Raw genomic sequence first — 25355 nt, 5'->3', positions numbered from 1 at the left:
CTTCCTCTGTCCCGCAAAAATTAGAAAAATATAGAATTTCAAGAAACATTCTTACATATTTTTCGTCTATATTATGGTAAATCAACTTGCAAAGGAGCTTATGCATGTTAAAAAAGTTCGGATTAGCTATATTGATTCTATGTACCAGCGTTACCGTTTCGGGAACGGGGTGGGCTGCTCCCAGCAGTGCAACAGCCATTGAAGTTTCTAAAACACCGCTGGATTACAACGTTGCTCGGCCCCTAAGCGATGGTGCTTTTCATGATGGCCTATTAGCCGCTGAAACATCCGCTGGAAAACTTGTGTTTTATAATACCAAAGAAGAAAAGGCTTTCTCTCTTCCCGCCGAGCTGAAACCCATTGGTGATTTTCATGAGCAGCGAGCCGTCGTGAAAAATACAAAAACCAATCTCTATGGGTATATCAATACCAAAGGGATACTGGTCATTCCTTGCCAATATACCGAAGCTAATTCGTTCAGCGAAGGAAAAGCCAAGATCACCATAGCCTCCACCAAAGAAAATGTCCTCATTGATCGTACAGGAACAATCCTTATTCCATTAAAAGAAAACTATGGATCAGAATATCTATTTTCGGACGGCCTGGCGCTTGTCTACGCTCCTAACACAGGCAAGGCTGGTTTTATTAATGCTTCCGGTCAATTAGCGATTCCCTATAAATACAAATATAGTCGGAGTTTTTCGGATGGCTTGGCTATTGTCCAGAATAGCAAAGGACTGTACGGATATATAAATACCACAGGAAAAGAGGTTATTCCTCTTCAATATAAATCTGGAGGAGACTTTTCGGAAGGGCTGGCTCCTGTACAAAATGCCAAAGGAAAATGGGGCTTCATCAACAAACAGGGAAAAGTCGTTATTCCCTTTAAATTTACCGATGCCCAGGATTTCAGTGAAGGCCTGGCGAGTGTAAAAAATGCGAAAAACGAGGTCGGATTTATTGATAAAAGTGGAGCCTTGGTCATTAAATATCAACAAAAATATGATATCGCGTTCCCATTCAAGGAAGGCTTGGCTTTAGTGGGTAAACAGGCACATTCATCGGTCTCAGACGGGAAATTCGGTTACATCAATCGTCAAGGCCAATTGCTGACCAAGCTTGAGTATAAGGCGGAATCCTCCTCCTTCTCCAATGGCTATGCTGTGGCCTTTATCAAGCCAGGTAAAGCGTTCATTGTATCCAAACATTCCGTTTCAAAATAAAAAGACGACCCCGGAGGCAGATCTGCCGCCACCCACGAGTAGTTTATGGTATTACTATTGTAATTTTTGGTCCCCGCCTGAGCAATTTGTACCTCTTTTAAAATCGTGATTGATGACCCCTTCGGTCTGACAACGACGACGTGACCATGCCCGTCCTCTTTTTTAATCCCGATGGCAGGATACCCGAGATTTGCTCTTTTTTGAGCATTCTGAAAGGTTACGGAGTACCACCCCTGCGTATTGTTACCGGATAAAGCATCCGCCATTTGATTGGCTAAGCCACTCGGTAAGTCAGCCGACATAGCGGACATCACATCCTGAGCAAAAATATTACACTTTGTTCCACCTACAGGTGAGTACTTTTTGTTCGTTTCTACCTTAAAACCGTCAATTACAGATGCATAGGTGCTTGCACTTCTACCATTGAAAATTCCCCCTGAATATAAGTTGTAGAGGAAATAATGTTAGCCTCAATTCCCTCTCAACTATTAGGGTGATTTCGGGCTTCATTTAACAACGAAATCTACAAAAAAAATCTCAAGCAACAGGAAAACGAGATACAGGTGGTATTGTCCAAACCATATAAACTCGTACTTCATATACTAATAAAAACGAATAGAGAGGTGTTGTTTTCATGGCGTTTACAACGGGCATCATTACGAATACGGGAACTGCAACTTCTTCTGCAACGAATCTTGCAATTAACATTGACAATGATAATCTTAGTTTCTCATCTAACGTTGTGTATCACATCTACGTTTGGAACAGCATGGCGAGTAAAACGCTGATTTATGCCAGTTCACTAAATATCAATGCCAACACGAGTCAACTTCTTAACTTCAACATTGCAGGCAATTTTGCTTACGAGGTTCAGTTTCTCGTTACAGGAACAGTTCCTACGGATACAGTCATTAATGTATTTGGAACGGATTCATCCGGAAACGTAATTCATTACCAAAAAGTGCTGCAACAAGACCTCACCCAAATTGCACAGCTCAACCCATAAGTTACAACAATTGCTATTACTCTTTTACAAAAAGGAGAAGCCCCCATGGCAAACGTACAAATCTCGCCAAGTACTAGTAGCCAGTTTGAGCCATCCATCGCGGTAAACTGGCTGAATCCCTCTGTTATGGTAGTAGTTGCTGTAGATTTAAGAACAGGACCAGCGGCTATTGGCTTGTACAAGTCAATAGATGCTGGTACAACATGGAGCACAACAATACTTCCGATCCCAACCGGGTTCGCTGGCATCGAGTCGCCACATATTGATTATCTATATCCCAATTCATTTGTCGTCGCAGCACATGCCTTTGACGCCGACGGCCTCAGCGGTACAATTGTAACTTATACGTCCAACGATAACGCATCTTTGTTCGGGCCGCCTGTCATTGTGAACCAAGGATTTGGGCAGTTTGTCAATGACGATCAGGTGATTGTTACCACCGATAAGGCCGGGTCCAGCCCGTTTTTTGGAAACATTTATGCCGGTTATACACACGACTACAACACGCAATTTATACCTGGAAATACAATATTCTTCAATCGCTCCCAAGATGGGGGCAGTACGTACTCCGGGCCGATCCTCCTCTCCTCAGTCAACGAATTTGAAGAGTTCCCCGGGATGGCAATCACATTAAACGGGATTCTTGTCGCGGGATGGATTACCCAACCTCCCGGTGTAAGTGAATTTAATACTCGTACATCACTAGACGGTGGAACATCATTCGGAGTTGAAACCAGGATTGCGCCTGTCGTTGTTCCACCTTCGCCGCTGCCAGGATACCAGTTCAGGTGCCTGACATACCCTTCCATGGCGGGTGACATCTCAAACGCACCGGCGACGCGAGGAAATGTCTACGCCGTATGGCAAGACTTTCGGCAAGGCTATTCCGATATCTTCCTCTCTGTCTCTGAAAACTTTGGCGTAGATTGGGGGACGCCAAAACCCATTGCAGACAGTCCGGTGGGATCGCAGAACTTTTTTCCGGCCATCACGGTTTCCCCATCGGATGGGGCGGTGTTTATTTCCTATTACACCAATCGAGTCAATCCGCCTGATCTTGACGTTTTTCTTGCTACATCCAGAGATGGCGGAAATACGTTTACAAACACTCGCATTACGACGACTTCATTCAGTGTTGCAGGCCTTACCCTAATTGGGGACTACATTGGAAATGCGGTTGTTCCACAGATAGACCGTCTTGTATGCGTATGGACAGACACTCGAACCGGAACTGAAAACATCTGGTTTGGGGATAACCAGTAAACTCTAGTATGAGAAACAGCGTGTAGCCGGAGCCTTTCCTAAAGGCTCCTTTCTTTGTATACAGGGTTGAAAAATATAAAACGCCTTACCGGAAAGGAAATTACCAGCAAGCGCATAATGATCACCTGTCTGCATCATTCACAAAACGTATCATCAATTAAATGAAGACTTTCTTTACTGATTACGGTTGGTACGATAAGCTCTGGAGTAGTCTGCTTAGCCTGTATAAAATAGTCTGCAACTCCCACCATCAGAGCGATGCCGATAAATAGCACGATCCAACTACGATTCCTTTTCATCATCTGTACCCCTCATTCTTCACTCCGCCCGTTCAGCCACTTGAACCAGTGGAGCAAATGACTGAAACGATACTCATGCTGGGAAGCATACGTCCATACCTCCGGTTCTTCACCAGACTCCTTCCAGACGAGCATGGAAAAGTGACCTTCCTCCTCATTGGCAACCGACAGCAGCGAAAGACGATCATCACCAAATCGGTAAGGAGCCGACTCTACCCAGTAATTCCGCATATCGCTGATCCAGCTGCGAAATTGCTCTGTACCTGCGATCCGCAGAATTTCATCAGGCAGGGGCAGATGCTCACCGATGTCCTTCCAGTCTCCCACATAGCGGTACCGGGCTGCCAGCAGCGGACTAAGCGGCCGGGTTTTACCAGGAGCTAACGTAGGCATGCTGACGACGGGAATGACCGGACCAATGCTCTGGATCGCATAGGAGTCAGCCTCTGCCTCACTCATTCCGCAGGACAAAGCCTCCGTGATAAACTGGTTCCGTCGTGTACCAAACTGATACCGATACTGTGACATTTCATCCTGTAGCTCCAATACCATCCCTTGTACTGCATCTGTTCCGATCACTCTCAAGCACCTCTCATTCCAAAATATAATCCTGCAGCTCCTGCCGCGCTCGATACGTAGCCCAATTGAACGCAGGCCAGGCCGTTTCCTCCCTTGTCATGCTTATCAGACGCCCTTGTAGGGACTCATCCATCGCTCCGTGTTCCTTACGGCTAAATTCAATTAATAACGGAATGGCATCCGCCGATAACCCACTCAGATATTCCTTGTCTATCACCGATGTCGTACGATACCGTTCGAGATTATTTTCGGCAATACGTACATCAATCCCCACATAGTTCACGACGACATAAGCCACCAGCGCAAGTACAATATAATATTTCGCCAACGGCAGCTGACGGATTTGAATGCGAACAGCTGCAATGAGCAGCAGCAAGCCCAGAAAAATCATAAACGCGTGTACCAGATAACGGGTGTACGTATAACCGTATGCTTCTTCGTACATCACCAGCCGGGTATATCCCGAATAGAGCATCACACCCGAGCAGCCAACGAGTATATACAGCAGACCGCTGTTGATTTTTTGCAATAGGCTGGAGCTGAATTCAGTCCACTTCAACACACTGATCATCAACACAAAATTGATACCTGTTACCATAACCAACTCCCCGAATCCCCTTCTTGCATATTCTGCATACGAGGTTCCTTCGGGTAAGGCTCCTTCCCATGCACCAAACAAATACCCGAACTGAAGCACCACAAACACGACATACACCAGATTCATGACGATCAGCACGGTAGCCGTGATGACTGGATCAAACTTGATTGCTATCGGCTCGTGATAAGGTACTGTTGATGACTGAATTTCCCTCTCTGTTTGGCGCGGGGCGGGCTGTACGAATCCCCACAAATAACAGAAGAAACAGAAGGTAAAAAAGCAGGTCCAGATCAGCCGCAGCATCCCGCTTCCAAAGGACCACGTTCCAATCCATGCAGGTATGCCGGATAATAGCTCCTCAAACATTCCATCTGCCGAAGCCAGCAGGGATACAATGATGAACAGCAACGGCAAGGCGATGAGCAAACCGATCATCACCTTGCCCAATACACGCTTACGCTCATCCTTAACATTCCGAAAGGCTGCCCTCTTGAACATACGAAACGGAGTCACGATATGGCGCATATTTTGATAAAACCAATGGCTTAACGCCTGACCGATCATGCCAGGCTCCGACCAGCCATACCTCTTCTCCCCCAACAGCAGCACCATATGCACGCTAATCAGAGCAGGTATAGCCAACGCCTTTAACACATATAGAACCGGGTTATTGAACAGTGCATACGTCAATGCCAGCATGATAATGGTGACAGACAGCAAACGCCCTATCCATGAACCCAGTTGGATGCGATCTCGATTGAAGACATACATATAGGCGTAAAATATAATGACAAAAATAGGCATAGACACGCCCAGCCCATGTCCGTAAAACAGATATTGATGAACTAACGCCAACACAATTGCGGCCGCAAAGGCGGACAAAAACGACGGTTCCGGCAAAGACGTTCCACTCATCTTGTCATGCATGGTAAATACCTCCACAAATATGCTTTATAACCCTTATTGTAGATGATAAAATAAGAAGATAAAGAGAAATTAATCGGAACAAAATTTCCTATTTTATAAAAACAGGTGCGCTTTAAACATTTATAGAGGAAACGGAGCGACTATGAATGAAACTTCACGCCCAATTTTTGCAGCTTCACTCACACACCGCTGACGATAAAGATGAGAATCATACCGTGGAGATTACGTTGGATGAGCTGGCGGCTATTTTTGACTGCACCCATCGCAACGCCTTGATGATCGTTCAGAAAATGGAGCAGCATGACTGGATTCAATGGACTCCCCGTCGAGGCCGGGGCCGCCGCTCCAGCCTGCGCTTTCTGATCCAGCCGGAGGACATTGCCGTGCAGTCCATGATGCAGGCCATTGACCGCCATGACATTAAGCGTGCGCTGGATGAAATCCGGGCCCATTCACGCTCCTCCACAATGCAGGAGCATTTGCAGGGCTGGCTGCTGAATTACTTCGGCCATCACGCGGAGGTGCGCAGCGATCAGCAGCAGATCGACACGCTGCGTCTGCCTATTCGCCAGCAGCTCTATACGCTGGACCCGCTGTATTTGAACTGGCTGGCCGAGTCCTTCGTGTCCAGCCACGTCTTTGATGGGCTGGCCCGCCGCGCGAATGAAAGCGGCGAGATTTTGCCAGGGCTGGCGCATGCCTGGGAGGTCGACGTCACCCGTACACAGTGGACCTTTTTCCTGCGCAAGGAAGTGCTGTTTCATAACGGCAAAATATTAACCGCCGATGACGTCGTTTATACCTTTGAGCGACTGCGTCGCGCGCCGGGAAGGAGACTGTACCATTTTATCGTCCGGCAAATTCAGCACGTACAGGCACTAAGTCCGACCATGGTACGCTTCGAGCTGAAGGAGCCGAACGAGCTGTTTCTGTCCTTCCTGTGTACCAGTCGGGCTGCGATTGTGCCGCGTGAGCTGAATCAGGCTGGAGAGGCTGCCTTTGGCATCCGACCTGTCGGTACAGGCGCGTTCAAGGTCACAGAGATGAATGAAAGCCTCTGTACGCTGGAAGCTTTTGCGCCTTATTTTCAAGGCCGGGCACATCTGGATCGAGTGGAGATCGTACAGCTCCCGTGGGCGGCCAAGCTGGAATCGTCGGATATGGAGGATATCGCTTCTTCATTTCATATCATCCACAATCCAGTATCGGCGGGAGGTACAGATGCCGCATGGAGCCAAATTCACTCGGCGGCCTCGGTACGCAAATTTATCACATGCAATACACACAAGGATGGGCCGCTACGCAATCCGGACGTGCGCGCCCGAATCGTAGCATGCCTGGAGCAGCGCAGCCTTTCTTCCCAAGAGGTGGGGGCGTCTGACGATGCATATGAATCACTGGCGGCGTTGCAAATCGCCACTATTCCCGAGTATAGAGCGGATGCAGACCGGGTCGCGACCCGGCTAGAAGCCTGGGGGTATACCTGTAATATCGTAGCCGCGTCCATGAATGAGTTTAAAAGCTCATCAATTCGCATGGAGTCGGATCTGATCATCTTCTCTCTATTTCGTGATCGTGATGAGCAATTGCGCTTATTTGATCTGTATCTCAATGTGTCCGGGCACGTGGAGCCGCATAGTCACGCCGATATCGAAAGACTGCTGCGTGAAATTGCACGCGAAGCCGATCATACCATCAGGGCACGTCAATTCGAGCATATTGAAACACGGCTTATCCAGGAGCATCAACTGCATATTTTATACGAGAAACCCGTTCAGACGGCCTATCTCCCCTCTGTGCGTGGCGTATCTTTTAATAGCCAGGGCTGGGTGGATCTGCGTCACGTCTGGTTTCCACCCGCTTTACCTCCATCCGCCAAGCCTTGAGCCAAGCAGTCATTCGAGTGTAAGGGCAAGATCCAAAAAAGGTATCCTCTTTACAAGAGAATACCTTTTGGGATACCGCTATCCAGAGCTTTTCAAACAGACGTATCAATAGATGAAGAGTTCCACCCTCCCAATCCATGACTGTGAACCTCGCTAGGATCTTCTAGTGGTGGGGTAACGAGTGGAGAATTCAATAGGATAAAAACATTAAATGCGAGCAGAGAAAAAACGATCTTTTTTATCATGGATGTACTCTACCTCTCCAAGTAAGTTTTTATATTCCTCTTTGTCCTCAGAAGAAGCAGTATGCCGATACTTTTCGAATAATCCCACACATTTGATGGTGACAGGATTACCATTCAGCATTACGGAATAAGAAAGGCTCTCCAGCAAGAATTTCATTCCTTTGGTATAACGATCTTTATTGAGATCATAACAAGCCATCTCTGCCAAAAATCGTGCATAGAGATCTGCTGACATTTGCTCTGTATAGGTTCCTAACTTGACATGCTGATCTGCTAATGCCTCAATTTGTTTTTCAAAACGCTGCAGTACATGATCGACATTAAAATCGTAACGGTTGGCCGCCACCATAATTTTATGCAGCCCTACCAGAATTTCGCCTTCGTTTTTCTCCAAATAGTCTACATACTGTGGAATTACATCCAGGCTGCCGGACATCAACTGATAGAGACACCCGTTGGCCTCAGCCCAGTTGCTACAAAGGGCCTTCAAACGACGTGCTTCTTCCGTATCCTCTTTTATCCAGCTCAAATCCGAGTACAAGGATACATATTCCAGTGCCTTCTGATAATCCCCACGCTCATCACATACCCCGGCGCGCAGCACATAAGAGTATACAATATACATAAACAAAGGACCCTTGGGTTCCTTGCCACGCTCTGATCTTCTGGTATTTCCATATTTTTGTTCGTATTGCACCTTGGCTTCTTGGCACATTTTCTCAGCCAGCCATTCTACTTTATCCCAACGTCGCAAGGAGGCATAGGTATTAGCCAGGTCTCTTAAGGCATCCAGCTGGTCTGCTTCACCCAGTCGGTCCACAAAGCTTTCAAAGTGTGTAGCCGCCCATAAATTTTCGTCCTGATCATCACCAATGGCAATCGTAAATAACCGATACTGGCAAAGAGCCAGACGCTCGGAATGTTGGTACTTCTCGCTTTCTGAAACATTTTTATAGATAATGGCCGCAGCCTCATACTTGCCTTTTCCGAATAGCTCTTCTGCCGTCTCAAATAAAGCCGGGGCGTATATGAGATAGTCCATCATAAACTCCACGACCTGCTTAATACAATCCAGTTTGTTCAGCTCTGCACAGCGATGCAAAAATGGACGAACCCGTCGCCAATTCGGTGCTGTATTCCGTATAAACTCATCAATATACAACTCATAGAGGCTCCCTTCCTCAAGCCCCATGCCTGCGGCAATCCGATCCAACAGGAGCATCGCGATCGGCCGATTGCCGTTAATGATGGCACTGATCGTTCCTGCATTAATACCTGTGTTCTCCCCAAACTTGCTAATCGTAATTCCTTCTCGTCTAATATACTGCTCCAGCTCTGCGCGAATTGTGGTTGTTTCCTTCAAATCAGGCACCCCCAGGGATTACTTGCATGTTTCAATAAAAAAAAAGAAAATTCCCGTGAATATTCCCTTAATTATACAAAAGAAAGCCCACTTCGCCAACCGCCCAGGTGAATTTATTTCAAAAATTTCAATAATTCTCCGAATTGCCGTATACTACGGGGAGGTGAGCCGAACGGCTGCACTCAATCGGTATGCAGGAAAGGATACAAAAAAATGGACAATTCCCCTACAACAGAACAACAAATCGCACAATGGATGGTCGCGCAGATCCGTGAAGTAGGCACCCTGAAGCAGGAAGATGCAATTGCATATGTACGCTCTGCGTATGGAGAGCAGTATGTGTTTATAAGCGAGCATGGTCATGAATCTCTGGAAAAAGAAATCAAAAAAGCATTCCGCAAGCTTCATGGCGGCAGAATAGCCTGGGACCGTGATGGATTCCTCTGGGCCTGGACTTAACAAGCAAAAGCATCTGCCCGTGGGCAGGTGTTTTTCTAAATTCCTGCATATAGCTTTTGGAGTCGGCTGATTTGTTCCTTCACAAACTGTCGAAGTGCCGCAGGCTCCATAATCTCACCCCGGCCGATCCAATCCATAGCATCGCGGCAAGCCGCTTCATAACTATACATATTGACTGTCAGATCTAAATAACCCTCTCCCTGCACGGACTGGATGATTTCCAGCCTGTTCGCTATGATTCCAGCTTGAGTCTTATTCGTTCGGACCACCACCGGATAGTATTCCTTCTCTGTACAAAGCTCCTTAAACCTGGTTTCTTGCTTCATCCAATACTGCTCCAGCGAAAACTCCACAGGAACCTCAAAGACTTCCCCAGACGGCTGGACCTTCAGGATGCGCTCACACTTGAAGGTCCGTATCTCCTGCCCGGCCTCACAGAAAGCAATGAGATACCAATCGCCCTTTTTCACCACAAGTCCATAGGGATGTACATGGCGAGAAGAATAGGCCCCGTCGGCTTTTTGATATTGAATGATTATTTTATGAGAACCCCACACAGCAGCTCTCACAGCCTCCAGACAGGGAATAGCCACACGTTCCGTCCACCAGGGGGTATCATCAAAATAAAATCGCGCTTTGGCTTTGCGAATATCCGATTGATAGGGGTCTGGCATGGTCTGTTCCAGCTTGAGCAGCGCATTTTTTAATTTCAAGCCCGATTCGGTGGGCCCACCCGTATAGATGCCCATACCTGTTAAATAAAGCTGAATCACATCTCCGCCGTTCAACTGTTTCAGGTTGGCTGTATAGCCCTCCATCAAGTAAATTCCGCCCTTCGGGCCGGATGTGGTAACAATCGGAACACCGGCTTCAGCCAAAAGATCAATATCCCTGTAAATCGAGCGTACCGAGGTTTCCAGTGCCAACGCCAAATCCTTGGCCTTCATTCTCCCTCTGGATTCGATACATAATAAAATCGCGATTAAACGATGCAGTCTCACAATCATACCTCCAACACTAGATGGTTACCCGAATTGAAAAGATGATGCAAAGATTGTTGACACCCTGTTGGCAGCAATAGGTGTGTATCATGGAAGTAAAGTGGTGCAATGGATGATGAATATTGGAATTTTGGGGACGGGATTCGGCGCGTATCATGCGTCCCTTTTAAACAACCATCCCAAGGTGAACAGACTCGTTGTATTCGGAAGGAAGGAAACCAAGCTGCAAAAGCTGAGAGAGGAGCTGAACGTTGAAGTCACACAAAATATAGAGGATATTTTGCTGGATTCAGACGTGGATATCGTCGATCTGTGCCTGCCCTCCCACCTGCATAAGTCATATGCCATTGATGCGCTCAAGCGCGGAAATCATGTGTTTTGTGAAACGCCGGTTTGCTTTGACCTCGAAGACGCTCTGCTTATGCAACAAGCTGAAAAGCAATATGGTAAAAAGATTCTGGTCAACCAGTTCATTAAGTTTGATCCTGCCTATACCTATCTGTACGAGGCTCATCGTCAGCAAAAGTACGGGAAGCTTATTTCCTTGTCCTTGAAAAGGGAAACGCCTCCCTTGTGGGGCGATCTTGGTAAGCTCCATCCCTACTCAGTTCATGATTCATGAACTGGATTTATTGGCATGGCTGCTGGGCCCCTGTGACCCATGCACGTTCTGGGGTACAGAGGTTGCCCATCCTGAACAGGCGCAGGTCCGGGCTTATTTCCAGCAGCAGGATACATTCACAGAAGTCACTGCCTCTTCCCATATGCCGGCAAGCTATCCATTCACGGTAGCCTATGAAGCTTACTTTGAAAAGGCCAAGCTGGTATTCCATGAAAGCAACGAAAATGATCCTATACCTACTGCATTATATGAGTATACCGCATCAGGGCAGCAAAAAATCAACCTCGAATCCGCCAATCCGTACGAAAAAAGTCTGGATCATGCCCTTGAATGCTTTGACAGGCATGCGGAATGCCTGATTCCACTGGAACAAGCCATTCAATCGTTGGAAATGGCTATTAAGATTAAGCATAGATTAGAGCAATCTTAGCGTTAACCCGATGTCTCCAGCAGTTATGGTGGTCAACCTCCCTTACAGGGAGGTTGTGTCTGTGGGTAAGGAAACTTCGTCCACATAGTTGGTTGCCATAATCTTGGCTACCCCTGCGGGGTCGGTGGTTTGGCCTAACGCCCACATCATTTTTGTTACAAGCGCCTCCGTAGTCATGTCATACCCCGGAATAACACCCTTCTCCAGTACCTTCTGCCCGACCTCGTAAATCGTCAGATCCCCGCCCTCATAGGGACATTGAGTAGTCACGACAATACACATGCCGTCCTTCATCAATTCCTCGATTTTGCTGATCAGGCTTCTTTCCTTAAAAGGTACGCCGCCCATGCCAAAGCCCTCAATGACGATACCTTTATAGCCCAAGCTCTGAATGGCATCAAAAATCGCCGGATTCGTACCCGGAATCAGCCTGAGCAAAAATACCTCCGCAGCATACCCGTCATTATACGGGTAGCGAATGGTACTACGATTAGCAAATACGCCGTCCGTATAGACCACCTTGCCGTTCTCCACGAGTCCAATGTATGGATAGTTAATACTCTCAAAAGCATTATAGCTGCGTGTTCTGATTTTGGAGCTGCGGCTGCCGTTAATAATTTTGCCGTTAAATACGACAAAAACCCCTGCCACCTCGCCACATGCGGTCAGGAATGAGTCGATTACATTTTTTTTGGAATCGCTGTGCTCGGCCAAAATGGACACCTGTGAACCTGTCACAACGACGGGCTTGTCTACGCTTCCCAGCATGAAGCTCAAGGCAGAAGCTGTATAAGCCATTGTATCCGTGCCATGTGCAATGACGATACCATCGTATTGATCGAGGGAACGGCGTACCATCCGGGCAATGGAAGCCCAATCCTCCGGTTGTGTATTGGTGCTATCAATGCTCATCAGATTGTGGGCATCAATGTCGCAAATTTCCTTGAGCTCCGGAATTTCCGCCAGAATATTCTCAGCCGATTGGGTCGGAGTCAGGCCGTTTTCCTGGTAGGAGGAAGAAATCGTTCCACCTGTGTTGATGAACAAAACCTTTTTCATGTGCCAATGTTCCTTCCCGAGTACATCTTCACTTTATTGTTCTTAGAATTTATCATGAATAAGTGTGATAAGCTACTTTGCTATGGAAAAGAATTGTTGAAGGATGGTGCCAAAAAAGCACGTCAGACAAACGCAGGTTCTCATTTCTCCCGCGATGGGTCTAGCGTGCTTTTTACTCTATAAACAACACTTACTCTAAAGACAACCACTCTTGACCTACCCTTATTCTGCGACATTTTACGGAGTTACCGGTTGCACCTGTAGTGTTCTTTGTCCCAACGCTTTCCCCAGGAACTGGCGGGTCCGTTCTTCCTTCGGATTGGTGAAAAACTGCTCCACCGGACCCTGCTCCACAATGACGCCATGCTCCATCAGCACGACCCGATCCGCTACATCCCTCGCAAAACCAAGCTCATGTGTGACAATAATCATCGTATTGCCTTCACTTGCCACTTTTTGAATGACAGACAGCACTTCATCCACCAGTTCAGGGTCGAGTGAGGAAGTCGGTTCGTCGAACAACAGCACTTGCGGATTCAGCGCCAAAGCCCGGGCTATGGCAACACGCTGCTGCTGTCCACCCGAAAGCTGGGCAGGATAGTGGCTCATGCGATCCTTTAATCCGACCTTTTCCAAAATTCCTTCACTGATCTCCCTCGCCTGCTTGCGATCCAGCTTTTTCACACTGGTCAGACCGATCATCACATTATGGAGTGCATTCAGGTTTTTGAACAGCTGGTATTGCTGAAATACCATCGCCGTTGCCATACGCAGCCCGAGAATGTCCTTTTTACCCGCCTTGGTCGCATCTACCTTTACATTGTCAATTTCAATGATACCGCTCGTCGGCTGCTCCAAAAAATTAATACTGCGCAGCAGCGTGGACTTCCCCGATCCGCTCGGGCCCAGGATCACCACAACTTCCCCCTTGCCTACGGTCAGGTCTATACCCTTTAACACATGATGCTGTCCAAAATGCTTATGGATTTGATGAAGTTGAATCATGCCCTTACTCACTTCTTTCGTAAATTCGAATCCGCTTCTCCAGCACGACAAGCCCGCGTTCGATAATAATACACACCAGCCAGTAGATTAGAGACACCGCAACATACACCTCAAAGAAAGCCAGCGCCCGCGCACCCATAATTTTGGCCTGTCCCATCATATCGACGACACCGATCATAAAAATAAAAGATGTATCCTTCACCGTACTAATCAGCGTGTTCCCCAGATTGGGCAAAGCTACTGTCAACGCCTGTGGCAGTACAATTTTGAGCATAATCTGCGTCTGACTCATCCCGATGGAATTGGCAGCCTCAAATTGGCCCCGGTCGACTGAATTAATCGCCGCCCGGAACGTCTCCGACAGATACCCCCCGAGGTTCAACGAAAATGACAGCAGCGCGAACAGCTCAGGTGGAATCACGTAGACATTAAATTGCTGCAAGAACCCATATTCGCTCTGAAAATAATACAGAAACTTGGGTATTCCGTAATATACGAGGAACAACTGCACGATAAGCGGCGTTCCTCGGATGTAGGAGACATACAGCGTAGACAATTGTGCCAAAACAGGCACCTTGTATATCCGAATTAAGGCCGTGGCCAACCCGATGATCGAACCCAGCAGCATGGACAATAACGCAATCCAGAGTGTTACGGGGAGATACTCCACAATCTGGGGAAGGCTTTTCAGCATATAATCAAGGTCAAACAGCTTTTCCATAGGTACCCCACTTTATCCTTTACATTGTTGTTACTGAGGAATAAATTCTCCGCCTGTCCATTGTTCAGACAGCTTTTTCAGCGTTCCGTCTGTTTTAAGCTCTTTAATAATCGGGTCGATTTTCGCTTTCAGCTCCTCACCCTGCTTATCCTTTTTGAGCACCAGGTTAATGTTGTCACTTTGTACCGGATCGCCCACAGCTTCCACCTGCAAGCCTTCCTTTTTAATCGTTGCCGCCACCATAACCGGATCATTCACATAGGCATCCACCCGGCCATTTTGCACATCCTGCAGGTTGTCGGACGAAGTGCCTGTATCATTATATTTCAAAATGATTTTATTTCCGTTCTTCGCATTATACTGCTCCAGCAATTGTGTGTAGGAATCACCTACCGAGGCGGCCACCTTCTTGCCTTCCAAATCCTTGAGAGAATGAATATCGGTTCTACCCTTTTTCACAACAATGACGGATTGCGCCTGGAAGTAGGATTCATCCGAAAACAGGTATTTTTGCTCGCGCTCGGGATTTTTGGCAACTTCATCTGCCACCACCTGAATTTTGTTCGCATCCAGTGCAAGGAATATGGCATCCCAGCCCGAAGGTACAAACTCAAACTTGTAGCCATCCAGCTTCTTGTCAATCTCCTTAATGACGTCCACATCGTATCCGGTCAGTTCATTTTTATCATTCACAAAAGCAAATGGCGGGTAGTCATTTTGTGTGCCGACATAGATCACCTTATCCCCCGATGCCGCTTCCTTCGAGGAACATCCGCTCAAGGCTCCGGTCAGTAATACAAGAGATAGGCCAAGCGCTGCAACAAAAGCAGATTTCTTCATATGTGATGCCCCTTCTTAATCCAAGTGATTTACTATGATTTTATATTATAGCGGGTTATTCAAATAATACAACAGATAAATTTGACTTCAATTACTTATCCATATGTTGCACAAAAAAAAGGACCCTTACGGGTCAACTGTCATTCATGAAGGGGAAGACGGTCTGCTGGATGCTCCGGCAAAATGGACGAGATCAACCGTTGCACAGCCGGATGAGCGGATTCAAAGACCCGGTCCTTATCATCACAGCGCTCGATCAATTTCCCCTGCTCCATCACAGCAATGCCATCACTGACGGCGTAAGCCGCCCGAATATCATGTGTGATGAACAGATACGACAATCCAAACGAGGATTTCAGCTCTCCCAGCAGGGATAAAATATGCATCTGGTGAACCATATCCAGGCTGCTGACGGACTCATCCAGTACGATTAGCTTGGGCTTGAGGGCAATGGCCCGTGCGATGTTGATTCGCTGCAATTGTCCGCCGCTAAATTGATGCGGAAGTTTATTCCGGTCCTCCGGCTTGAGACCGACCCGCTCCAGCAGGTTCTCAACCCTTCTTCTTTGTTCCTGCACTGATAGCCGTTCGTAATTGTCCAGAGGCTCTCCGATAATCTGTCCAGCGGTCATCCGGGGATTTACAGCAGAATAGCAGTCCTGAAATACGACCTGCATATCCCGTCTAAGCCTCCTGCGGGCTCGTGTGCTTCCATTATAAATGTCCTGACCCTGAAACAGTACTTGGCCTTCCTGGGGCTTCTCCAGCCCCAGAATGACCTTACCCAGCGTACTTTTTCCCGCTCCGCTGGTTCCAAGCAAGCCTAGGCAAAATCCGCTCTCTATTGTAAGCGAAACGCCAGTCAGTACAGGGGGGCGTAGTTCGGAGCGGCCCAACCATTTGCGCCTTCCATAGCTATGAGTTACTTCCTTTACTTGTAGCACGCGCATTCGCTCCCCTTTTGAAAGTATAACCGTCCACAGTGACTAACCGCCTGGCTGATTCATGCCCCGCAAGGACAATTTGGACCTGGCATGCAGCAGCATTTTCGTATATTCATGCTGAGGCTGATCGAACAGCCGATGAACCTCCGCCTGCTCGACGATACATCCCTGCTGCATGACAGCTACTTCATCTGCCATTTGGGAAATGACCCCCAGATCATGTGAGATCAGCAAAATGGAAGTGCCGTATTCCGTACGCAAGCAATCCAGCTCTCTCAACACTTGGAGCTGATTAACCACATCAAGCGCCGTTGTCGGTTCATCCGCAATCACCACCGCTGGCCGCAGGCACATGGATATGGCAATCATGACGCGTTGCAGCATTCCCCCGCTGAGCTGAAAGGGATATCGCTTCATCAGCTTGGCCGGTTCGGGCAGATTCATGTTTTCCAAAGCCGTTATGGCAAGATCGCGGGCCTGTCGTGTGGTCAATTCAGTATGAGTGCGGATGGTTTCCATAAACTGAGCCCCTATCGTATACACTGGCGTAAAGGCACTCATCGGGTTTTGCATAATCAGCGCGATTTCCTTGCCACGAATACGCCGCATTTCCTCGGCCGCTATTCCGTTCAGCTCACGCCCGTTCAGACGGATACTGCCTTTCACGTCCATCGTCTGGCGATCCAGCAACTGGAGTAGCGCGTTACAGGTCACCGTTTTGCCGCTTCCACTCTCGCCGACAAAACCCAGTACTTGTCCCTTTTTCAGCTCAAAATGGATCGGCTCAAGCAGAGGTACTGCCCCCGCACCGGATTTGAGCTTCACCTGCAAGCCGCGGACCTCCAGCACCTTCGACTTCGCCCCGTCATCCATCGTTATTCTCACTCCTGTTTTACTGACGTTTGGAAATTCCGTACCGGTCGGACAAGGCCTCTCCCAATATATTGAAGGCCATGACGACTACCAGAATCATGACGCCCGGATAGATCATTAATTCCGGATGACTGCGGATGTATCCTGTTCCCTCATGAATCATCGCTCCCCATTCGGGAGTTGGCGGCTGGATGCCCAGACCGAGGAAAGACAGCGCAGAAATATCCATGATCGCCCAGCCCATCTCCAGCGTACCCATGACCACAATCGGCCGCAGCACATTCGGAATGATATGCCTCCGGATAATGGCTCCTGAGGAGGAGCCGCTAATCCTGGCGGCCGCTATAAAATTCCGCTCTTTTAGACTCACGACCATATTGCGGCACATTCGGGCATAATACACCCACTGCACCATCATCAAGGCAAGCAGCACCTGCATAAGACCCGGCCCAAAAACACCGACAATCCCCAGCACGAGCACCAGATTCGGAAACGCCATAATCCCTTCGCAAAACCGCATTAGCACACTATCGACCCAGCCGCCCAAATAACCAGCAACCGACCCGATCACGACGCCGATGCCAAGGGACGACAGGAAAATTAATGTCGCAAAGCCAAGCGAAATCCGTGCTCCATACAGCAGCCGGGACAGATTGTCCCGACCCAAATGATCGGTTCCCAGCCAATATTCCTTAGAAGGTCCTTCCAGCTTATGCAGTAAATTGACTTTTACCGGATCATGGGGAGCCAGCCATGGGGCCAGTGCCATCATTATAAAAAGAATCAATAGCACGACAGAGCAGACCACGATCACCTTTTGACCCTTGAACATCGTACGCAACCTTATCATCACTGCTCTGCTCGTCCCTTCGCTGAAATTCGGGGGTCCATATACAAATGCACCAGATCAACGAGCAAATTGCATACGATGAACAGGCATGCCGCCAAAAACACATAGCATTGTATGACGGGAATATCTCGGTTAAAAATCGCTTCCACAAAATATCGGCCAAAACCGGGCCATGAAAACACCTGCTCCACAATAATCGTTCCGGTCAGCAGCTTGCCCAGATTCATGCCCATACCCGTAATCAGTGGGGCAATGGCAATTTTGAGCACATGCTTGAGCATAATTATACGTTCACGAATCCCTCTGGTTCTGGCATACTGCACATACGTTTCCTGAAGCTGCTCCAATACACTGGAACGCAGCAAGCGCGTATATAGAGCAATCAGAACCAACGATAGGGTCAACGTGGGGAGCACCAAATGCTGCCACGTCCCCCGCCCCTCTACAGGCAGCCAATCCAGTCGAACGGAGAAAAAGAAAATCAACAGATATCCCAGCCAGAATTGAGGAATAGACGCTCCAACATATGAAATTCCTCGACTGAGCATGTCGATCCAGCCATTTTTACGTATCGCCGCCAGTACGCCCAGCGGGATACTCACCACGATGGATAGCGCCATGCTGCTCAAGGCCAGCTCGACAGTGGCAGGCAGCCGAACCTTCACCTCATCCCACACCGGCTTGTTTGTCAGGTACGAAGTACCAAAATCCAGCCGACTGATTCTTTGCAGTGTCTGCATATACTGTGTCAGCAAAGGCTGATCCAGTCCGAATTCATGCCGCTTCTGCTCCAGAATTTCCGGAGTCGGGTAGATGTGGGCTGCTGTCAAATAGGCCTCGGCTGGATCAACTGGTGAAATATGAATGAGTGCAAAGGTAACGAGAGTGGCAAAGAGAACAATAGGAATGACCGCTATCATTCGTTTCCCAATATAGCTGATCATAAGTCGTCCTCCTATCCTGTAAACGAATGCTACCCTTCGGTTTCAACTACTTCCCGATTTCAATCCCACCAAACGGATTTTCATCCCGATTGGCCGGGAATACAAAGTCCGTAATCTTTTTCTGGTATACCGCGGTTTTCTTAATATATGAAATAGGCACAATGGCAGACTGCTCCTGAAGCGTCTTCAGAATCGAAGCATACAGCTCTTGACGCTTGGTTTCATCTGTCGATGAGAGCGCCTCGTGTACTTGCTGATCCAGTTTCTTCTTCATCGGAAGGGCGCTCAGCGTCTCTGCAATCCCGAAGCTCTTCTTGGCAATGACGTTAATAAAGGAATGCGGATCATAAGGCGCACCATAGTTGTACCAGAAGTACAGATCAAACTGGTTGGATCTAAGCCGCTTGATTTGAACCGTCAGCTCCAGCCCGGTGAGGTTCACTTTGACACCCAGTTCTCCCCATTCCGCCTGAATGGTTTCAGCCATCGCCTTCTGGATCGGATCAGTTTTATCAAAAATCAGTTCAAAGTCCAGTTGTTGACCATCCTTCTCCCGTACCGTGCCGCCTGCGGGCAGCTTCCAGCCTGCCTCATCCAGCAGCGCTTTGGATTTTTCCACATCATAGTCAACAGGCTGTAAGTCCACATTCGTATACGGATAGTTTTTCGATAAAACCGTATCCGCTTTTTCCTCTAGCCCTGAGGTCACACCTTCTACCATCGCCTGCTTATTGAAGCCATGTTGCAGTGCCAAACGTACGCGGAGGTCTGCCAGTTTGGGATTGGACGAATTGAGCAGCAGACTTCTTGTACCGACAGGCTCGGACAACTTGGTAACGTACTTATCCGTGTCGCGAAGCTGCTTGAAAGCATCGAGACTAATAACACCCTCTCCATAAATCAGATCCAGATCGCCTTTCTCAAAAGCCAGCACACGTGTTTCGCCATCGGGGATGATTTTTACGGTGATTTTATCGACTTTCGGCGCAGTACCCCAATAATTCGGATTACGCTTAAAGGTCGCATATTCATCTTGCTTGTATTCATCCAGCATCCAAGGCCCTGTACCTACAGGTTTCTTGATGCCTTTGGACGTATCTCCGTCATCCGGGAAGCCGGCTTCACCCAAAAAACGGAACGGACGAACAACGGACAAGTCCTGAAGCACCGGATAATACGGCTCCTTGAGCGTCATTCGGAAGGTGCTGTCATCTACGGCTTCCGTTTTGTCGAGAACGCCTACCACACCAAGCCAGCTATGGGTTTTCTCATTTTTCATGACAGCGTCAAAGTTCTTTTTGACAATAGCAGCGTCAAATGGCGTTCCATCTGAAAATTTCACACCTTTGCGAAGCTTGAACGTATATGTTTTGCCGTCCTTGGAAATGGTCCAGGATTCAGCCAAAGCAGGCTCCAGCTTGCCTCCTTGCTTGTAACTGACTAACGGCTCATAAATCATGGATTGTGCAATAAGTTGGGAAGGATTGTATACGTGAGGATTCATTGTACCAATGTCACGCGGCCACGATAGCGTGATCGACTTTTCATTGGCAGCTCCTTCAGTTGAGGTGGATGCAGGCGTATCCCCCTGCTTCGCACAACCCAAAATAACGGATAATAAGAGGATTGCCACCAGCATAAGGGTGGCATTCTTGCGGTGTCGAACGGACATCAATGTATTTCCCCTTTTCTATATATGTGATAATGATTATCATAATCATATTTAGAATAGGTATCACATCCCATTTTGTCAACAATATTCGACAAAGAAAGCTCTTATTTATTTTGAATTTGTAAAATGCAAGATGTATGGCTCAGTCCGTCAACGTTTGAAACAAGGCACGCGTGTATTCATGCCGTAATAGTTCTTTATCCCAATCCTTGAATACCTCCACGATCTCCCCCTGATACATGACGGCAATCCGATCACAAAACGGACGGGTGGATTGAAGATCGTGAGTGATGAAAAGGTAAGATAACTGGCGTTCTATCTGCACTTTCTTGAGCACGTCGAGCACGGAGGACTGCGTTGCCGTGTCGAGGTTGGCGACCGATTCGTCGAACAGGATGATTTCCGGCTCCACCGCCAGCGCACGGGCGATGCATACCCGCTGCTTTTGTCCGCCGCTTAGCTGCGTTGGATATTTCTCCAGGCTGTCAGCCTCCAAGCCTACCGATTCCAGCAGGGATAGGCAAATATCCAGCGCTTGCGCTTTTCGCTCAGGAAAATAGTTGCGGATCGGCTCCAGCAAAATATCCCGAATAGTCATACGGGGATGCAGCGAGGAAGACGAGTCCTGCGCGACCAACTGGATTCGCTTGTACAGATGAATATCCTTCATCCTTCCAGTATGAATGGGCCGATGATCCAGCCAAATCTCCCCCGAGGTCAACGTTTCCAGCCCTAGAATACATCGTGCCAGCGTACTTTTGCCGCTTCCACTCTCACCAACCAGCCCGAGGCATTCCCCCCGTTGCAGCTCCAGGCTCACCTGCTTCACGGCGGCCTGCTCGCCAGCCTGCTGGTTGAACCAGCCTTTCCTCCGTTTGCGGACTGGATAAGCCTTGGTCACTTGCCTCAATTCCAGTATCATTCGTGCATCCTTCCTTCCGGGCTCATCTCCAGCACACGATCTGCCACACGGCCTATGCCCTGACGGTCATGAGAAATCAACAAAATGGTGAGATTAAAGTCCTCTCTCAGCTGTTGGAGCAGGGCCAGAACCTTGTCCCGATTGATGACATCCAGTGCTGTAGTAGGCTCGTCGGCAATAAAAAGGCGCGGACCCGAGCTTAACATGGCCGCCAGCAGCACTCTTTGGCACATTCCCCCACTTAGTTCAAATGGATACGACGACAAAATACGCTCCGGGTCCGCAAACCCGACCTTGCTGAGCAGCGCGTGTAGATAAGCCTCCTGCGATTGCATCGCGCGACCTCCAGCCATCTCAGCTACGCGGCTTATCGTCTGCCTTATCCGCGACAGCGGGCCCTGTAGGGCGGCCTGCCGCGGGGCAGCCAGGGACCGGGCAGCATTAGCGTGCCCCGCCCCCTTCTGTGCATGCGGCATCTGGCGCCGCCCATGCAGCCTTAACGTATCCGTCAACTGTGTACGGACGGTACGAATCGGGTTCAACCCGCTCAGCGATTGTTGAATGAGCAGAGCAATATCCTCACGGCGCAGCCTTTGCCAGCGTCGTTCATGGAACGGGACGATGTCTTCCCCGTTATAGTAAATATGCCCTTTCGTAACACCGATTCCCGGCTCCAGCATGCCTGCGATTGCGTGCGCAGTCAGGCTCTTGCCGCATCCGCTCGGTCCGGTCAGTGCCACAATTTCCCCCGGGTAGACGGAAAAGCTCACATCTCGCAGCAGCGGTTGATGTCCACTGTTCCTCGTTGTTTCCCCGTTCGCTTCCGATTTTCTACTTGCATCCGAACCTTTTCCCTTCCCAATGGCTATTCCTGCTCCTGTACGGCCTATCTCCAAATGTTCCACGTGTAACAGAGATTTGCGCCCGTCCACTCGCTCTAGCATATCGTTTCGACCCATGTCAGTCCGATCCTCCACTATTTCGCCGCCCCCTTCTCCGAAAAGCGGTCACCCAGCAGCTGGCACGCAAGTACAAACAGCATAATCGCCAAGCCCGGGAAAATCATGACATGCGGGGCCACCTGAAAATACGAGGTTGCATCATGTAGCATCACGCCCCACTCTGGCTTGGGTGGCTGTACACCCAGTCCAAGAAAAGAGAGCCCGGCGATCATCAGCACCACGCGCCCGATATCCCATACCGCATAAACAAACAGCTGCGGCAGCACTTGTGGCAATACATAGCGTCTCAGGATGCGTACGTGTGAATTACCGGAAAGACGGGCATATCGCACATAGTCCTCCTGACAGGCTTTTTGAACCAGGCTGCGGATATAGCGGACATAGCCTGCCCACCGTACCGCAATAATAGCCAAGGTCATGTTAACAAAACCCGGGCCCAAAATCCCTACAATCGCCACCGTCAAAATAATATCGGGAAAAGCCAGCACGCCGTCGATTCCCCGCATAATCAGCTGATCCACACGCCCACGCACATAGCCAATGAGCAAGCCTATCGGCAGACTGACACTCAGCGTAGCTACAGTAATTGCGCACGCGATTAACACACTCTTCCGAATTCCGTAAATCAGCCGTGACAGTACATCCCGCCCCAGATGATCCGTACCAAAGGGATATTCCCGGCTCGGTGGGGCCAGACGGTTCAGAAGGTCCACGTTCAGAGGATCATGAGGAGCAACCCATGGAGCCAGCACACCGAGCAGCACGATCAAGCCAAACAGCACACCGCCTGTCAGCAAGCTTCCTTTGGAGGAAAGCCGTATCCTTTTCATTTCCAGCCCCTCCCCTAACGCAAACGCAGCCTCGGATCTATCGCCGTCTGGACCACATCTACCAAACACTGAACGCCTACAATTAAGAATGAAGCAAAAATAACATATCCTTGAATCACCGGGTAATCCCGCTGCGTAATTGCATCTATAAAATACTTGCCCAAACCCGGCCATGAAAAAATCGTCTCCACGATAACATTACCTGCAAGCATAAATGACAGATTCGTACCTAACAGCGTAAAAATAGGCAGAATGGCATGCTTAAATAACTCAAAAAACAGAATATGCATATGTGAGAAACCTCTAGCTCTCGCCGCTTTCACAAAATTTTGATCGCCCAGTTCCAGCATTTGTGCACGCAGCACACGAGCTTGTACGGCCCCCAAGCCCGCACCAAGGGTTAGGGCTGGCAGCACTAGATTTGTCCAGTTCTCCCTGCCCATGGATGGAAGCCAGCCCAGACAAACGGAAAACAAATAGATCAACAGAAAGCCAAGCCAAAAGGAAGGAATGGACGAGCCCAGCAGAGCCAAAAGTCTGCTCAGACGATCCAGTGGGCCGCTGGATTTTACCGAGGCGGCCAGTCCCATCCCCAGAGTCAGCATGGTCATAACGGCAAAGCCCGCCGAGGCCAGCTCTACGGTAGCAGGCAGTCTGTTCCACAGTTCAGCCAGCACAGACTCCTTGGATACATACGAGGTGCCCCAATGCCCTGTGAACACATCCCGCAGCCAGTTCACATACTGAATATGAAGCGGCTCGTTCAAACCCAGCTCCTTCCGCAGCGCCGTCAGCGCCTCCTCAGAGGCAGGCACATTATGTGCGGTAAGCAGAATGGTAGCAGGGTCCCCCGGAGCCAGTCTCATCAGTACAAAAGTCACCGTGGAGACGGCGAATACAATGATGACCAGCTGCGCCGCACGTTCCAGAATAAAACGAATCATAGGATGCACAGCCCGTTATTTCGCAATATCGGATTGCGCTGTAATGTAGTAGTATTCAATCGGATGGGGCGTGAAGCCCTGCACCCCTTTTTTTACACCAAATACATTGTCAGGGTGCACAATGAACGACTGCGGCAAATCCGTATTAATGATGTCTAACGCTTGCAGTGTCTCCGTATTGCGCTCTGCGGTATTCTTCGCCAGCTTCAGCTTGCCAAGAATGTTCTCCAGCGGTTTGGAGACATATCGGCTCACGTTAGCTTCGCTTTTCGAGGAATAAAAGGTATCCATAAAATATTGCGGCTCCCCTGTATGGGCCGTTAGCATGCTGTACATGGCAAAATCCCAATCGTTTTTGGTTAACGCCTCGTCGATATTTTCCACCTTGCGAATCTTGACCTGGATACCCTCTTTCAGCAATTGGCTCTGAATGACCTCAGCCATCACAGATAGCTCCGGACGCTGAGGAAAGGTCAGCAGTGTAACCTCGAACGGCTTGCCTTGCCTGGTCCATGTGCCTTGGGCGTCCTTTTGCCAGCCATCCTTCGTCAGCAATTGCTCCGGGGTTCCGTCCAGCGCTTTACGTTCAACCTTCCCGAAGGGAAGAATACTCGGAAATGGACTGCTTGCCTCCGTGCCAAAGCCCCTCATGATGGCGCTCACAATGGATGAGCGTGGAATCAGACTATCCACGACCTTGCGGTTGGCTGCATCCTTGAACACAGGCGACTCCATATTGTACACGATCATATGGGTACGCAGGGACGGAGCCGACAGCACCTGCAGCTTGTCGTTTTTTTTCAAGATCTCCGCGTTATCCACCGGAATATCCGTCGCTACATCCACCTCGCCGGATTGCAGCGCCATCAGGCGCGAATTGCCATCCGT

The 25355-nt window shown here is 48.9% G+C and carries 24 protein-coding genes and 1 pseudogene; 6 read left to right on the top strand and 19 right to left on the bottom strand.

Annotated features, from left to right (window positions below):
* Positions 1-104: 104 nt before the first annotated feature.
* From L693_RS0109385 to L693_RS0109370, 3 genes are all read left to right on the top strand, one after another.
* Positions 105-1223, top strand: a complete 1119-nt coding sequence (locus tag L693_RS0109385; RefSeq protein WP_025717044.1) for a WG repeat-containing protein — start codon at positions 105-107, stop codon at positions 1221-1223.
* 634 nt (positions 1224-1857) lie between these two features.
* Positions 1858-2229: a hypothetical protein gene (locus tag L693_RS0109375; protein ID WP_025717042.1), complete on the top strand. Its 372-nt coding sequence runs from the start codon at positions 1858-1860 to the stop codon at positions 2227-2229.
* Between the two features lie 45 nt (positions 2230-2274).
* On the top strand, positions 2275-3492 hold the full coding sequence (locus L693_RS0109370) for a sialidase family protein (RefSeq protein WP_025717041.1): 1218 nt from the start codon (positions 2275-2277) through the stop codon (positions 3490-3492).
* A gap of 134 nt (positions 3493-3626) precedes the next feature.
* On the opposite strand, the gene L693_RS30520 is transcribed toward L693_RS0109370, so the two are convergent.
* From L693_RS30520 to L693_RS0109355, 3 genes are read right to left on the bottom strand one after another with little or no spacing between them, the layout of a single operon-like run.
* Positions 3627-3794: a hypothetical protein gene (locus tag L693_RS30520; RefSeq protein ID WP_197029861.1), complete on the bottom strand. Its 168-nt coding sequence runs from the start codon at positions 3792-3794 to the stop codon at positions 3627-3629.
* Positions 3795-3803: 9 nt separating this feature from the next.
* Positions 3804-4370, bottom strand: coding sequence for a hypothetical protein (locus L693_RS0109360; protein ID WP_025717040.1), 567 nt, complete (start codon positions 4368-4370; stop codon positions 3804-3806).
* A gap of 13 nt (positions 4371-4383) precedes the next feature.
* Positions 4384-5895 (bottom strand): DUF4153 domain-containing protein, encoded by a 1512-nt coding sequence (locus L693_RS0109355; RefSeq protein WP_025717039.1) that lies wholly within the window; start codon positions 5893-5895, stop codon positions 4384-4386.
* A 146-nt stretch (positions 5896-6041) separates the two neighbouring features.
* Here L693_RS0109355 and L693_RS0109350 point away from each other — a divergent pair, with 146 nt between their 5' ends.
* Positions 6042-7781, top strand: a complete 1740-nt coding sequence (locus tag L693_RS0109350; RefSeq protein WP_025717038.1) for an ABC transporter substrate-binding protein — start codon at positions 6042-6044, stop codon at positions 7779-7781.
* Between the two features lie 207 nt (positions 7782-7988).
* Here L693_RS0109350 and L693_RS0109345 read toward each other — a convergent pair whose 3' ends face one another.
* The gene (locus tag L693_RS0109345) at positions 7989-9389 is read right to left on the bottom strand and encodes a helix-turn-helix transcriptional regulator (protein WP_025717037.1); all 1401 of its coding nucleotides are present in this window, start codon (positions 9387-9389) and stop codon (positions 7989-7991) included.
* Positions 9390-9602: 213 nt separating this feature from the next.
* On the opposite strand from L693_RS0109345, the gene L693_RS0109340 reads away from it, so the two are divergent.
* Positions 9603-9848 carry a DUF6953 family protein gene (locus L693_RS0109340; protein ID WP_025717036.1) on the top strand — a complete coding sequence of 82 codons (246 nt, stop codon included), beginning with the start codon at positions 9603-9605 and terminating at the stop codon, positions 9846-9848.
* Between the two features lie 35 nt (positions 9849-9883).
* Here the strand turns inward: L693_RS0109340 and L693_RS0109335 are convergent, their stop codons facing one another.
* Positions 9884-10849 carry a WYL domain-containing protein gene (locus L693_RS0109335; RefSeq protein WP_025717035.1) on the bottom strand — a complete coding sequence of 322 codons (966 nt, stop codon included), beginning with the start codon at positions 10847-10849 and terminating at the stop codon, positions 9884-9886.
* Positions 10850-10961: 112 nt separating this feature from the next.
* Here L693_RS0109335 and L693_RS0109330 point away from each other — a divergent pair.
* Positions 10962-11901 (top strand): annotated as a pseudogene (locus L693_RS0109330) (Gfo/Idh/MocA family protein).
* 42 nt (positions 11902-11943) lie between these two features.
* On the opposite strand, the gene L693_RS0109325 reads toward L693_RS0109330, so the two are convergent.
* The 14 genes from L693_RS0109325 to L693_RS0109260 form a co-directional block, all read right to left on the bottom strand.
* Positions 11944-12960 carry an asparaginase gene (locus tag L693_RS0109325; protein WP_025717034.1) on the bottom strand — a complete coding sequence of 339 codons (1017 nt, stop codon included), beginning with the start codon at positions 12958-12960 and terminating at the stop codon, positions 11944-11946.
* A 237-nt stretch (positions 12961-13197) separates the two neighbouring features.
* Complete coding sequence (locus tag L693_RS0109320) at positions 13198-13965, bottom strand: amino acid ABC transporter ATP-binding protein (RefSeq protein WP_025717033.1); 768 nt, start codon at positions 13963-13965, stop codon at positions 13198-13200.
* A gap of 4 nt (positions 13966-13969) precedes the next feature.
* Positions 13970-14686 (bottom strand): amino acid ABC transporter permease, encoded by a 717-nt coding sequence (locus L693_RS0109315; RefSeq protein WP_025717032.1) that lies wholly within the window; start codon positions 14684-14686, stop codon positions 13970-13972.
* Positions 14687-14716: 30 nt separating this feature from the next.
* Positions 14717-15526 (bottom strand): transporter substrate-binding domain-containing protein, encoded by an 810-nt coding sequence (locus L693_RS0109310; RefSeq protein ID WP_025717031.1) that lies wholly within the window; start codon positions 15524-15526, stop codon positions 14717-14719.
* A 140-nt stretch (positions 15527-15666) separates the two neighbouring features.
* Positions 15667-16476 (bottom strand): nickel import ATP-binding protein NikE, encoded by an 810-nt coding sequence (nikE, locus tag L693_RS0109305; RefSeq protein ID WP_025717030.1) that lies wholly within the window; start codon positions 16474-16476, stop codon positions 15667-15669.
* 36 nt (positions 16477-16512) lie between these two features.
* Positions 16513-17343 (bottom strand): nickel import ATP-binding protein NikD, encoded by an 831-nt coding sequence (gene nikD / locus L693_RS0109300; RefSeq protein ID WP_025717029.1) that lies wholly within the window; start codon positions 17341-17343, stop codon positions 16513-16515.
* A gap of 19 nt (positions 17344-17362) precedes the next feature.
* A complete protein-coding gene (nikC, locus tag L693_RS0109295; RefSeq protein ID WP_049825110.1) occupies positions 17363-18193 on the bottom strand; it encodes a nickel ABC transporter permease subunit NikC in 831 nt (276 codons plus the stop codon).
* On the bottom strand, positions 18193-19137 hold the full coding sequence (nikB, locus tag L693_RS0109290) for a nickel ABC transporter permease subunit NikB (protein ID WP_025717027.1): 945 nt from the start codon (positions 19135-19137) through the stop codon (positions 18193-18195). Before nikB (L693_RS0109290) ends, nikC (L693_RS0109295) begins: the two co-directional genes overlap by 1 nt.
* 46 nt (positions 19138-19183) lie before the next feature.
* The gene (nikA, locus tag L693_RS0109285; RefSeq protein ID WP_025717026.1) at positions 19184-20809 is read right to left on the bottom strand and encodes a nickel ABC transporter substrate-binding protein; all 1626 of its coding nucleotides are present in this window, start codon (positions 20807-20809) and stop codon (positions 19184-19186) included.
* A 142-nt stretch (positions 20810-20951) separates the two neighbouring features.
* On the bottom strand, positions 20952-21731 hold the full coding sequence (locus L693_RS0109280; protein WP_025717025.1) for an ABC transporter ATP-binding protein: 780 nt from the start codon (positions 21729-21731) through the stop codon (positions 20952-20954).
* Positions 21728-22708, bottom strand: a complete 981-nt coding sequence (locus L693_RS0109275; RefSeq protein ID WP_025717024.1) for an ABC transporter ATP-binding protein — start codon at positions 22706-22708, stop codon at positions 21728-21730. Before L693_RS0109275 ends, L693_RS0109280 begins: the two co-directional genes overlap by 4 nt.
* The gene (gene nikC, locus L693_RS0109270; protein ID WP_025717023.1) at positions 22708-23523 is read right to left on the bottom strand and encodes a nickel transporter permease; all 816 of its coding nucleotides are present in this window, start codon (positions 23521-23523) and stop codon (positions 22708-22710) included. Before nikC (L693_RS0109270) ends, L693_RS0109275 begins: the two co-directional genes overlap by 1 nt.
* Positions 23524-23537: 14 nt before the next feature.
* Positions 23538-24467 carry a nickel ABC transporter permease gene (gene nikB / locus L693_RS0109265; RefSeq protein ID WP_025717022.1) on the bottom strand — a complete coding sequence of 310 codons (930 nt, stop codon included), beginning with the start codon at positions 24465-24467 and terminating at the stop codon, positions 23538-23540.
* A 15-nt stretch (positions 24468-24482) separates the two neighbouring features.
* Positions 24483-25355, bottom strand: an 873-nt coding sequence (locus tag L693_RS0109260) for an ABC transporter substrate-binding protein (RefSeq protein WP_025717021.1), incomplete at its 5' end; no start/stop codon positions are given.

Origin of the sequence: Paenibacillus sp. 1-18, from assembly GCF_000520755.1 — a bacterium.
Classification (GTDB): Bacteria; Bacillota; Bacilli; order Paenibacillales; family Paenibacillaceae; genus Paenibacillus; species Paenibacillus brasilensis.
Note: the sequence above shows the minus strand (reverse complement) of the source record. Positions and strands in the feature narration are given on the sequence as shown.